The organism is Desulfitibacter sp. BRH_c19, from assembly GCA_001515945.1.
Classification (GTDB): Bacteria; Bacillota; DSM-16504; order Desulfitibacterales; family Desulfitibacteraceae; genus Desulfitibacter.
The window spans coordinates 95,635-108,079 of record LOER01000032.1 but is presented as its reverse complement, the minus strand read 5'-3'; the positions used below and the strand labels follow the sequence as shown (position 1 = coordinate 108,079).

Genomic DNA, 12,445 nt, shown 5'->3' with positions numbered 1-12,445 from the left:
TTATTTCTCTAAATACTATGCAGGAAGGATGTAAAAGATGGTAGAATATTTTTGTAGAATGCAACTTAAGGGGGAAACATTTTGCTAAAGGATATAGAGGTATTGGATAACAGTATGGTTATTACTATTGCTGGGGAGTTAGACTTAAGGGTGGCGGACAAGCTTCGCACAGAATTGGATGAATTAATTAATAAAAATCCAGGAAAAGATTTGATCTTGGATTTTTCAAATGTTAATTTTATAGATAGTTCAGGGTTGGGTGTTTTGCTTGGTAGATACAAAAAATTACATCCATCAGGAACGAAAATATACATAAAAGAAGTACAACCTCAAGTAAAACGTGTCCTGGAATTGTCTGGAATAATGAGATTACTTAAAGTTACAGAACAACAAATGGACATATAGGAGGATTATTTAAATGACTAAAAAGAGTGATATAATTTTTAATTCATTGAAAATGGAGTTTCTGAGTCTCCAGGAGAATGTTAGTTTAGCCAGGGTAGCAGTAGCTTCTTTTGCAGCACAAGATGACCTAACATTAAATGAATTAGAAGAAATTAAAGTTGCAGTTTCTGAAGCTGTATCAAATTCTATAATTCATGGATATGATAATTCAGAAGAAGGAATAATAAAAGTTAAGATTATTCGCTACGAAGACAGATTACAGATAGAGGTAGAGGATACTGGTAAAGGTATTGAGGATGTCGACGAAGCTGTGCAGCCAGCTTATTCTTCTGACCCTGAAAGAATGGGATTAGGGTTTGTGTTTATGTGCTCTTTCATGGATTCTTTAACTGTTAATTCAAAGCTCAGTTCAGGAACACAGGTTATTATGGAGAAACGAATTAATAATACTTTAAAAAATTAGGTGATAGGTATGGGGTCTAGATTGTCTGAGATGAATTTACCTAGATTTCCTTTATTATCCGATAAGGAGATGCAAGAGCTCCTAAAGAAGACTAAAGAAGGAGATGGGGAAGCTCGAGAGCGTCTGATAAATTGTAATTTAAAACTAGTTTTCAACCTTGTACAAAGATTTGAGAATAGAGGACATGACCTTGAAGATCTTTTCCAAATCGGAACTATAGGTTTAATGAAATCCATTGATAAGTTTGACCTAAACTATCAGGTTAAATTTTCTACATATGCTGTTCCTATGATACTTGGGGAAATACGTAGATTCTTAAGGGATGATAGTTCCATAAAAATAAGCCGTTCACTTAAAGAAACAGCCTTTAAAGCATATAGGATGAAAGAAGAATTGATAAAAGAACTAGGTAGAGAACCAACGCTAATAGAACTAAGTGAAAAATTAGATATTCCAAAGGAAGATATAATTACTGCCCTGGATGCAGTACAATCTACGACTTCTATTCATGATACTTTGTATCAAGATGAAGGAGACCCTATACTAGTGGTAGATCAGTTAAGTGACAGTAAAGTAAGTGAGGATGCCTGGTTTGATAAAATAATTGTTAAAGAAGTATTAAAACACTTACCTCAAAAACATAAACAAATAATCCTACTACGCTTTTTTCATGATAAAACACAAATGGAAGTAGCTGATATTGTAGGCTTATCACAGGTTCAGGTATCTAGGATTGAGAGACAAGCACTAAAAAACATAAAAAATATTTTAAAAGAACCTTCCTAAAGATTTATAAATTATGGGATGGTTCTTTTTTTAGCATATATAATTTATCCATGGCAATAATAATAGGGAAAAACTAATAAAGGAGGCTTATTTTAAAATGCATGTAAAAGTAGTAGAACTAGTTGGTGAATCACATTCTGGTTGGAAAGATGCCGTACAGCAAGCGGTAAATGAAGCATCTAGAGAAGTACCAAACATTACAGGTGTGGAAATCTATAACCTTACTGCTGATGTAGTAAATGGACAATTAACGGATTATAAAGCAAACGTTAAAATTGCCTATGCTACACAAAGAGGGCAGATAAACCAGCAGCAGCAGCAGTATCATCATCAATATCAAGGTGACATCCTTTAATTCTTTCTCCTTAAGCTTTAAATTTTTAGCCAATAGACTGTTGAAATAAATAATTCAGCAGTCTATTGCTATTTTTATTCTCTCTGAATATTTTACCGATGCTAAGAAAAAATAGCTAATAGGATAAAGAATTAGGATGATGATATGAAAAAGAATAAAAGGAAAGTTATTTTAATAACTGATGGAGATAAAGTTGCCAGAAAGGCCATTGAAAATGTAGCAAAGCAGGTTGGTGGGCGGTGTATCTCCCTTTCAGCAGGTAATCCAACGCCGGTAACAGGTCAAGATTTGGTTAAACTAATAATGGAAACGCCTTTTGATCCAATATTAGTAATGCTCGATGACAAAGGTGAGGTTGGACAGGGTAGTGGTGAAAGGGCCATGGATTATATTATAAATGATCCAAATATGGAGGTTTTAGGCGTAGTAGCAGTTGCGTCTAACACTCAACTTACTAAGAAAGTAGATGTTGATATTTCCATAGATAGATATGGACATGTACTAGAAGGTAGTGTCAACAAGGATGGTTACCCAACAGCCGGTGGTTTATCTGGTGATACAGTCGAAATACTAGAAGAAGAAGATGTGCCTATAGTTGTTGGAACTGGGGATACTGGTAAAATGAAAGGCTTCGATAGTAGTAGAAATGGCAATCAAGTTACATTAAAAGCTGTAGAAGAAATACTTGCTAGGAGTGGATTTCATGTCCGAAAAGGCTGACAAGGTTAATGTTACCAAAGACTATTCTAGAAATGTTGACTACCTAATGAAAAGTCTTGCTGTTGATGATAATTTTGACGTAATATACAGAGAAATGGAATTTGCTGGGCATAAATTTGGTATGTTTTTTATTGATGGTTTTGTTAAGGATGATATAGTTACACAAATTACTAGAACTCTAGAAAACCTTGAACGATCAGAAATAAGCCCATTTTCCCTGGAAAAATTAATTAAGAAGCATATCCATTATGTAGAAGCTGAAACCGAAGAGAAAATGGATAAGATTATGTATTCCGTACTTTCAGGAGCCATGGCAATTGTTATAGAAGGTGCAGATAAAGTATTAATCTTAGATGTTAGAGAATATCCAGTAAGAGGACCTCAAGAACCCGACTTGGAGAGGGTAATTAGGGGATCTAGGGATGGCTTTGTAGAGACAATAGTATTTAATGTAGCATTAATCCGGAGAAGAATTAGAGATCCCAGGCTAAGGGTTCATATTATGCAAGCGGGCAGAAGATCTCAAACTGATATATGTATTATGTATATTGATGATATAGCCAATCCTGATACAGTTAAATCTATTAAAGAAAAAATTGAACTGATAGATATTGATGGCTTACCTATGGCTGAAAAGTCAGTAGAAGAACTAATAACGCCAGGTAGCTATTGGAATCCTTTTCCAAAGGTGCGTTATACCGAAAGACCGGACGTGGCAGCCGTACATTTACTAGAAGGACACATCCTTGTTGTTGTTGATACATCACCTAGTGTAATGATTTTGCCCGTTACATATTTTCATCATCTGCAGCATGCAGAAGAGTACCGTCAAGGGCCATTATTAGGTGGCTTTTTAAAACTTGGAAGATACATTGGTGTCTTCATGTCTATATTTTTACTACCCTTATGGTTGCTTTTTGCTCTTACTCCAACATTACTTCCAGAAAGTTTAAGGTTTATAGGACCTGAGGAAACTGGGAATGTCCCCCTTTTTATTCAAGCCCTCTTTGCAGAATTAGGGATTAATCTGATGAGAATTGCAGCGACTCATACACCCTCATCACTAGCTACAGCACTAGGCTTGATAGCTGCAGTACTAATTGGAGATATTGCCATAACAATAGGACTATTCTCACCTGAAATTATACTATATGCGGCTGTATCTGCAGTAGGTATATTTTCAACCCCCAGTTTTGAACTGGGTTTAGCTAATACCATAGTGAGAATTTTTATTCTTGTCGCCACAGGTCTTTTCCTGCTACCTGGTTTTTTAGGTGCTACATTACTTGCGTTTATTTTTATAGCATTAACCAAAAGCTTCGGAGTTCCCTATATGTGGCCTTTGATACCATTAAATTTGAAGGCATTATTTGCAGTCGTATTTAGAAGTCCCGTGCCATTACATAATATTAGACTAAGCATTATACATCCTCAGGATAAGGATAGACAGCAACCAGCTCCTGCACTTAAACCAAAGCTAAAGAAGAAAAAACATAAATAAAATTAAAAGATCATCTAGAAGGCAATTTATGGAAACCCAAGTATATTTGGGTTTCTTTATGCTTATACTAAAAAAAGTATTTATTTCAGGAGGATGTTATGACAAAGATAGGTATACCACAATCACTATTTTATTATTATTACTTTCCTTTATGGTCTACATTTTTTAAAGAGATTGGTTATGAAGTAGTAGTTTCAAACACCACTAACAAAAATATAGCAACAAAGGGAGTCCAACTAACTGTCGATGAAGTTTGTTTTCCAGTAAAAATCTATTTCGGTCATGTAGCAAATCTAATTTCCAAGGCAGATTACATCTTTTGTCCAAGAATTGTTAGTATTGAGCCTAAAGCATACATTTGTCCCAAGTTTATGGGGTTACCAGACATGATCAAAGCAGCCTTTGAGGAAAAAGTAAAATTGTTAACACCTACCATCTGTCTGCAAAAAAATCAGGAGCAAGATCATAAGACTATATTTGTAAAAATGGCAAATGGATTAGGAATCCATCATAAAATTGCAGATAAGGCATGGCTTAATGCCACAACAGTACAGACAGATTATGAAAACCTTTTGAAAAAGAAATTAACCCCAGTTGATGCTTTGAAAATAATTAGCGGCAATAAAGAAGTAGAAGAGGTTTATATAGAAAATGCGCCAACACTAGCCATCCTAGGACATGGGTATAATCTATATGATGAATATCTAAGCATGAATATTATTAAAAAATTAAGAGGAAATGAATTTAACGTTATAAGTCCTGAAATGGTCGAAAATAATCTAATTGATAAGTACAGCAGCAGGTTACGCAAGAAGATCTTTTGGACATTAGGAAAGAGAATAATGGGTTCTCTTTATGATTTTATAGAAAATAACCGGGTAGAAGGTATTATCTATATTGCATCCTTTGGCTGTGGTCCAGATTCTATTATTGGTCATCTAGCAGAGAATTTGATTAGAAAAAGCGATATTCCATTTATGCTAATAACAGTAGATGAACATACAGGAGAAGCTGGGATTAATACGCGTTTGGAAGCCTTTTTAGATATGCTAAAAAGGAGAGAAGCTGTATGAAAGTAACTTTTCCCCACATGGGGTATTTCTATATTACAGGCAAGACTATTTTTGAAGGTTTTGGATTGGACGTAATTGTACCACCTCCATGTACAAAAAGAACCTTAAACCTAGGAACAAAATATTCCCCTGAATCTGCCTGTCTCCCACTAAAAATTAATCTAGGAAACTATCTTGAAGCAGCAGAATTGGGAGCGGATACCATAATTATGGGTGGAGGAGTAGGCCCTTGTCGATTTGGGTATTATGCCGAAATCCAAAGAGAAATTTTAGAAGACTTAGGTTATCACATGGAAATGATAGTTCTTGAACCCCCAGATGTTCATCTTGGGGAGGTCTGGGATAAGGTAAAATATCTAATGCACTCATCATGGTCGCAAGCAATAAAAAGCATCTATCTCTCCTGGCATAAAACTTATGCTATTGACCAGATGGAGCGTGAAGTCCACAAAATACGACCCAGTCAAAAAAATCCTGGAGAGGCAGACAATATTTTCAGGGCATTTTTAGTTGATGTGGACAAGTGTCAAGCAAGAACCCAGGTAAAGAAGACGGCTAATTATTACATAGACCAATTCAAGCAGATACCTGTGTATAAGAATAAACCTGTTATCAAAGTCGCAATTGTGGGAGAAATCTATACTGTTTTAGAACCATTTGTGAATTTTGATATAGAAAAAATCTTAGGACGGTTAGGGGTAGAGGTTTATAGGCCCTTATTTTTAAGTCAATGGATTAATGATCATCTTTTTGGGGGAATACTTCCCATCAAGGGATCAAAGGAAGCAAGAAAGCTATCAGCCCCCTATTTAAATTATTTCGTAGGAGGTCATGGGAGAGAGACAGTTGGCCATGCAGTAGAGTTAAATGATAAAGTAGATGGAATTATACAAATCGCACCTTTAACATGTATGCCTGAAATAGTAGCACAGACACTTTTATTCAAGGTTAGTGAAGATACTGGTATCCCTGCGATGACAATCTATGTTGACGAACAAACTGGTAAAGCAGGGCTAACTACTAGGTTAGAAGCTTTTACAGATATGATATATAGAAATAAGTTCTTAGGGAAGAAGGAGGATATAACTTCATGTATGGGTATTTAGGAATAGATGTAGGTTCTGTTAGTACAAATGTGGTGGTTATTAACAACGAAAATGAAGTATTACACAAACTATATATTAGAACCCAGGGACAACCAATAAAAGCAGTTCAAAAAGGATTACTTAAGATACAGGAAGAAATGGCAGAAGACTTAACAATTATGGGAGTAGGAACAACTGGAAGTGCAAGAAATTTAACGGCTTTAATGGTCGGAGCAGATGTAGTTAAAAATGAGATTACTGCACATGCAGTTGCAGCATCAACGATGGTACCAGATGCAAAAACAGTAATTGAAATTGGAGGACAAGACTCAAAGATAATAGTATTACGAAATGGAGTGGTTGCTGATTTTGCAATGAACACAGTCTGTGCAGCTGGAACTGGTTCCTTCCTGGATCAACAGGCATCACGACTTGAACTTCCTATTGAGGAATTTGGAAAGATAGCTTTAAAAAGTAAAAGTGCTGTCCGTATTGCTGGTAGATGTTCTGTTTTTGCAGAATCTGATATGATTCATAAACAGCAAATGGGACATTCCCTTGAAGACATTGTAGCAGGTCTATGTGAAGCTCTTGTACGTAATTATTTAAACAATATTGGTAAAGGGAAAAAGATTCAAAGTAAGGTTGTTTTTCAAGGAGGAGTAGCTGCCAATCTCGGAATGATAGAGGCTTTTAAGAAAGAATTACAATGTGAGATAGTTGTACCAGATTACTATGATGTCATGGGGGCAATAGGAAGTGCCCTTCTAGCGAAAGAAACTACTAAAGGTGAAAACACTTGCTTCAAAGGTTTTGAATCTGCAGTAGCTGATTACCAAGCGAGTAGCTTTGAATGTAATGGCTGTGCTAACTGTTGTGAAATAATACAGATTTTTGAAAAAGATGTTATTTTAGCAAGATGGGGCGACAGATGCGGCAAATGGGAAAATAGCACTATGAAAACACAAATTTCCTGATTTACTACTCGAAGTCGGGCTAATTGAGAAGAATTATTATTGACACCCAAGATAGCCTATGTTACTATTGGTGGCAAAGAATTAACCACTTTCCAGCTATAAATAGCATCTTAGAGCACTTGTGGCTTCAGAAAACCACAACTGACTTTCATCATAAAACAGACATTGAGAAGGAGTGATTTACTTTGAAACTTCATGGTACTTCGAAAATTAACTCTGAGGGGATTTTAGAGATAGGTGGATGCAACGCCATAGAACTGGTCGAAAAATATGGTACACCACTATGGGTGATGGATGAAGAATTAATTAGAAATACATGCCAAAGGCTTGTTAAGGCCTTCTCTCAAAAAGGAAATTCTCAAGTTTTATATGCAAGTAAAGCCTTTCTTACAACTGCAATGTGTAAAATAATTAATGAAGAAGGTCTTGGCCTTGATGTAGTCTCAGGAGGAGAACTTTATACTGCACTTAAAGCAAATTTCCCAGTAAAAAATATATATTTTCATGGGAATAATAAGGGCTTTGAAGAAATAAAGCTTGCTTTGGAAAATGGTATAGGACGTATAGTTGTAGATAACTTTTATGAGCTTCAGGTTTTAAATGGAATTGCTGGTGAAATGGATACTAAACAAGCTATTATTTTAAGAATAACACCAGGTGTAGAAGCTCATACACACGAATATATAAGAACTGGACAAATAGACTCCAAATTTGGCTTTACTCTAACTAACGGACAAGCAATGGAAGCAGTTAAAATTGCTTTAGAATTACCTAATTTAGATTTAAAGGGAATCCATTGTCATATAGGTTCTCAGATATTTGAAATGGGTTCTTATGGTCATGCTGCTCATGTAATGATTGAATTTATGAAGAACATCGAAAAAGAAACAGGCTATGTTATTGAGGAATTAAATATTGGTGGTGGACTAGGGATATACTATTCTAAAGGTGATGAACCTTCTAGTATTGAAAACTATGCTGAAGTTGTTATGAGTACAGTAAAAGAAAAATGTAATCAGTTTTCACTACCTGTTCCTAAGCTTCTTATTGAACCAGGAAGGTCTATTGCTGGTCCCGCTGGTACAACTTTATATAAAGTTGGGTCTATCAAGGATATACCAGATGTACGTAAATATGTTGCCGTTGATGGTGGAATGTATGAAAATTTGCGTCCTGCTCTTTATGAAGCAAAATATGAGGTATATGTTGCTAATAGAATGAATGACACTAATACCGAAAAAGTAACAGTAACAGGGAAGTGTTGTGAGTCTGGTGATATTCTAGCATGGAATATTAGGCTTCCAGAATTAAATCCTGGAGATATACTTGCAATGACAACTACTGGAGCGTATGGATATGCAATGTCAGGTAATTACAACAGGATACCAAAACAGGCAGTAGTACTAGTATATAATGGAAAATCAGACGAAATAGTCAAGAAAGAAACCTATGAGGATCTTATAAGAAATGATGTATTACCTGAGCGGCTCAAGTGAACTCATTTAGCCTAAGCTGAACATCGGGAAATCAGATGGAGACTCTACTCCACCTGATTTAGTCAAATTGGGAACATTCCTGGTTCTACTCACAGGTGTGTCACCTTTCCTTATAGAGAAGTGGGGGTCTTACCCATATAGAATAATTTGGACAAACGTATATACTATATAAGGAGTACTATATGTACTCCTTATTTTTCTATACATATTTCAGAAAAGATCTTTAGGAATCACATAGTTATTGCTGGTAAATTTATGTATACTATTATATATGCAGTATTATATGTCCGAAAAAACTCTTATCTACTCAGGAGGATTTAATGTGCAAGTTATCTTATCTCATTTAAATCTCGACTTTGATGGTCTTGCTTCCATGGTGGCTGCAGGGAAATTATATCCTAAAGCAAAGAGGGTGTTGCCTGAAAGATTAAGTATTTCGGTACAACATTTTCTAGCTCTTTATAAGGATAGTGTTCAATTTTTTTCACCTCGACAAGTAGATTGGCATAGAGTTGAAGAGGTTATCATAGTTGATACACCTAATTTAGACAGGGTAGGATATTTCAAAGAGTATATACAGCAAGCTAGTCTTATAATCTATGATCATCATCAGCCTTCTGGAGTGGTAATAAACAAAGTTATTTTTAAAAGAGTAGAGGAAGTGGGAGCTACTGTTACCTTACTAATAGAAGAAATGCGTAAAAACAATCTACCTTTATCATCATTTGAGGCCACAATCATGGCTCTTGGTTTATATACAGATACAGGCTCCTTTTCTTATGCCAATACTACTTCAAGAGATTTACACGCTGCGGCTTATTTATTGGAAAAGGGAGCTAACCTTGGAATTGTGTCTAGATTCTCTGAAAGACCCCTATTAGGACAACAGCAAAGCCTTTTTAATTCTTTGATGGTCAACAGTATAGAGTATAATATAAAGGGAATTGATATATTCATAGCCTGGAATAGACAGAAGACTTACCAGGGTGGATTATCTCTGCTAGCTAGTAAAATTCTAGAAGTCACTGGTGTACATGCGCTCTTTTTAGTTGTTGAAATGACTAACAAGGTATTTGTGGTTGGTAGATCAAATACTGATATGCTTGATATCTATATAATTATTTCCCAGCTTGGTGGGGGAGGACATTCTAGGGCAGCATCAGCATCTATTAAAGATGGAAATTATATTGAAATCCTAGATACAATCAAGAGTTTAATAACTAAAACATTAAAGCCCTCCATATCAGCTAAGGATATTATGAGCAGTCCTGTAAAAACAGTTTCCCCTGAAACAAAAATCGAGGAAGCTGCTAAAATTATGCTTAGGTATGGTCACACAGGTCTACCTGTGGTAAAGGATGTAGAAGTGATAGGGATTATTTCCAGAAGAGATGTGGATAAAGCAGCTCACCATGGCTTAGGACATGCCCCTGTTAAGGGTTTTATGAGTAAAAATGTCTTTACAACTTCCATGGATACCTCCTTAGAAGAGATTCAAAATACTATGATTGATGAAGATGTTGGAAGACTTCCAGTCTTAGAAGATGGCAAATTAATTGGTATTGTCTCTAGAACTGATGTTTTAAACTATTTACATGGTGAAAATATTAAGGGAGACCACTATAGTACTGTGCTTCCTGTACCTATTGAAAAGAATGTTCAGGATTTATTAGAAGAGAATATTCCTGATAACCTTTTACAGATTTTAAAATATATTGTAAATAAGACTGAAGAGTTTGATTATAAAGTGTATATGGTAGGTGGGATAGTAAGGGATCTTCTATTGGGTTATCCTAGTGAGGATATAGACATAGTTGTAGATGGTGATGCAATTGAGTTTGCAGAAGCATTAGCAAGTGATTGGGGAGGAAAGGTTACAAGTCATAAAAAATTCGGAACTGCAAAGTGGAAATTAATCAATGGAGTAAAAATAGATCTAGTTACTGCTAGAAGGGAATATTATGATTATCCAGCGGCATTGCCAATTGTGGAAAGATCAAGTTTAAAAGAAGATTTATATAGAAGAGACTTTACTATCAATGCCATGGCAATAAAGCTTAATAACCTAAAATATGGAGTTTTAATAGATCATTTTCATGGCTACAAAGACTTACAGCAGGGAAAGATTCGGATACTTTATAATTTAAGCTTTGTTGAAGATCCCACCCGGATTCTGCGAGCTGTACGTTTTGAACAAAGATTTGGATTTGCAATGGACTCCCAAACCCTTGAACTTGCTCAGAATTCTGTTGAATTAATTGAATCTGTATCAAATCCTAGAATAGCACATGAATTAAAAATTCTCTTCAAGGAAACTAATGTAATTAACTCTATAAGAAGATTAAACTACCTAAGGGTATGGTATCATCTTCTTGGCTTTGACGTTAATCAAAGCAAATTAACTCAAGTAGCAAATCTAAATAATTCTTTAAAAAAGTTGCTAAAGAGTACTGATAAAAATATTTCTTGGATTTGTTATTTGGCAATTGTTTTGTATAATACTGAAGAATGGGTAGATAAGTTAGATAAATATACCTTAAATAATTTTGATAGAAAGGTTATCCGAGATATAAAATACTGTAAGGAAAACTGGGATGAAATATTTAAGAGTCATGATAATATTACACCTGGATTCGTACATAGAATTTTTAAAAAGATATCCTTTGATGCTATTCTTTTTATGGCTACCATGGAACCGACCTGTTATAATAAATTGATAATTAATTATCTAATTGAGCGATCAAGGCTATCAATTCCTTTACAGGGTGCTGATTTAAAAGATTTAAATGTTAAACCAGGCCCTATATATAAAACAATTCTTGCAAAACTTGAAGAGGCATATTTAGATAGAGAATTTCATGATAAAGATGGAGCAAAAAGATGGGTATTAGACTACCTGTCATCAAAGACAAATGGGGGTGATTAAGAATGTTTTTTGGTTCACTTGAAGCTCTATTGCTTGGTATTCCAGCAATTTTAATAGCAATTACCTTACATGAATACGCCCATGGAAGAGTGGCTTCTATTTTAGGAGATCCTACACCAGCTTCGCAGGGAAGATTAACATTAAATCCTGTAAAGCATTTAGATGTTATGGGTTCATTAATGTTAGTTTTGATTGGTTTTGGCTGGGCAAAACCTGTCCAGGTGAATCCCTTTCATTTTCGAATTGATAGAGACAAGGGAATGATGATTGTAGGGTTGGCAGGTCCAGCAATGAATATACTAATTGCACTTTTAGCAGGTATAGGTTACAACTTCTTTGGGTTTGTGGGAATCCCTGGAACTACCCTTACTTTCGGATTGTTTTTTAATTATTTAATATGGTTTAATGTAATGCTTGCAATTTTTAATATGATACCGTTGCCTCCTTTAGATGGCTCCAAGGTACTTCGGGGTCTGATACCGAAAGGTAATTTTAAGTTATTCCATACTCTAGAGGCATATGGTCCAATTATCTTACTTGTTCTCTTGCTATTTGGTTTTATTGGTTCTATTATTAGGCCTATAATATTTTTAGTAATTGATTTCATTGTAAGATTAACTTCCTTTGGAATGTTTTAATTCAATTAATGTAGATAAAG

12 protein-coding genes are annotated in these 12,445 nt (G+C 35.1%); all 12 read left to right on the top strand.

Annotated elements, in window-relative coordinates:
- The first annotated feature begins 114 nt into the window (after positions 1–114).
- The 12 genes from APF76_07640 (at position 115) to APF76_07585 (ending at position 12,425) form a co-directional block, all read left to right on the top strand.
- On the top strand, positions 115–405 hold the full coding sequence (locus APF76_07640; GenBank protein KUO50659.1) for a hypothetical protein: 291 nt from the start codon (positions 115–117) through the stop codon (positions 403–405).
- Positions 406–418: 13 nt separating this feature from the next.
- Positions 419–868, top strand: coding sequence for an anti-sigma F factor (locus tag APF76_07635; protein ID KUO50515.1), 450 nt, complete (start codon positions 419–421; stop codon positions 866–868).
- A 9-nt stretch (positions 869–877) separates the two neighbouring features.
- Complete coding sequence (locus tag APF76_07630) at positions 878–1,654, top strand: RNA polymerase sigma-G factor (protein KUO50658.1); 777 nt, start codon at positions 878–880, stop codon at positions 1,652–1,654.
- Positions 1,655–1,751: 97 nt separating this feature from the next.
- Positions 1,752–2,009 (top strand): hypothetical protein, encoded by a 258-nt coding sequence (locus APF76_07625; protein ID KUO50514.1) that lies wholly within the window; start codon positions 1,752–1,754, stop codon positions 2,007–2,009.
- Positions 2,010–2,153: 144 nt separating this feature from the next.
- Positions 2,154–2,729 carry a stage V sporulation protein AE gene (locus APF76_07620; GenBank protein ID KUO50513.1) on the top strand — a complete coding sequence of 192 codons (576 nt, stop codon included), beginning with the start codon at positions 2,154–2,156 and terminating at the stop codon, positions 2,727–2,729.
- Complete coding sequence (locus APF76_07615; GenBank protein ID KUO50512.1) at positions 2,713–4,230, top strand: spore gernimation protein GerA; 1,518 nt, start codon at positions 2,713–2,715, stop codon at positions 4,228–4,230. Before APF76_07620 ends, APF76_07615 begins: the two co-directional genes overlap by 17 nt.
- A 98-nt stretch (positions 4,231–4,328) precedes the next feature.
- On the top strand, positions 4,329–5,303 hold the full coding sequence (locus APF76_07610; GenBank protein KUO50511.1) for a hypothetical protein: 975 nt from the start codon (positions 4,329–4,331) through the stop codon (positions 5,301–5,303).
- A complete protein-coding gene (locus APF76_07605; protein ID KUO50510.1) occupies positions 5,300–6,409 on the top strand; it encodes a CoA protein activase in 1,110 nt (369 codons plus the stop codon). The genes APF76_07610 and APF76_07605 overlap by 4 nt, the downstream gene beginning before the upstream one ends.
- Positions 6,394–7,365 (top strand): 2-hydroxyglutaryl-CoA dehydratase, encoded by a 972-nt coding sequence (locus APF76_07600; GenBank protein KUO50509.1) that lies wholly within the window; start codon positions 6,394–6,396, stop codon positions 7,363–7,365. Before APF76_07605 ends, APF76_07600 begins: the two co-directional genes overlap by 16 nt.
- 185 nt (positions 7,366–7,550) lie before the next feature.
- Complete coding sequence (locus APF76_07595) at positions 7,551–8,861, top strand: diaminopimelate decarboxylase (protein ID KUO50508.1); 1,311 nt, start codon at positions 7,551–7,553, stop codon at positions 8,859–8,861.
- 322 nt (positions 8,862–9,183) lie between these two features.
- Positions 9,184–11,787, top strand: coding sequence for a hypothetical protein (locus APF76_07590; protein ID KUO50507.1), 2,604 nt, complete (start codon positions 9,184–9,186; stop codon positions 11,785–11,787).
- Between the two features lie 2 nt (positions 11,788–11,789).
- Positions 11,790–12,425, top strand: a complete 636-nt coding sequence (locus APF76_07585; protein ID KUO50506.1) for a hypothetical protein — start codon at positions 11,790–11,792, stop codon at positions 12,423–12,425.
- Positions 12,426–12,445: the final 20 nt, after the last annotated feature.

What these genes read in the sequence shown, in the direction of transcription:
- APF76_07640 (KUO50659.1), top strand. Translation starts at nt 115, where the DNA reads ATGGTTATTACTATTGCTGGGGAGTTAGACTTAAGGGTGGCGGACAAG.
- APF76_07635 (KUO50515.1), top strand. Translation starts at nt 419, where the DNA reads ATGACTAAAAAGAGTGATATAATTTTTAATTCATTGAAAATGGAGTTT.
- APF76_07630 (KUO50658.1), top strand. Translation starts at nt 878, where the DNA reads ATGGGGTCTAGATTGTCTGAGATGAATTTACCTAGATTTCCTTTATTA.
- APF76_07625 (KUO50514.1), top strand. Translation starts at nt 1,752, where the DNA reads ATGCATGTAAAAGTAGTAGAACTAGTTGGTGAATCACATTCTGGTTGG.
- APF76_07620 (KUO50513.1), top strand. Translation starts at nt 2,154, where the DNA reads ATGAAAAAGAATAAAAGGAAAGTTATTTTAATAACTGATGGAGATAAA.
- APF76_07615 (KUO50512.1), top strand. Translation starts at nt 2,713, where the DNA reads ATGTCCGAAAAGGCTGACAAGGTTAATGTTACCAAAGACTATTCTAGA.
- APF76_07610 (KUO50511.1), top strand. Translation starts at nt 4,329, where the DNA reads ATGACAAAGATAGGTATACCACAATCACTATTTTATTATTATTACTTT.
- APF76_07605 (KUO50510.1), top strand. Translation starts at nt 5,300, where the DNA reads ATGAAAGTAACTTTTCCCCACATGGGGTATTTCTATATTACAGGCAAG.
- APF76_07600 (KUO50509.1), top strand. Translation starts at nt 6,394, where the DNA reads ATGTATGGGTATTTAGGAATAGATGTAGGTTCTGTTAGTACAAATGTG.
- APF76_07585 (KUO50506.1), top strand. Translation starts at nt 11,790, where the DNA reads ATGTTTTTTGGTTCACTTGAAGCTCTATTGCTTGGTATTCCAGCAATT.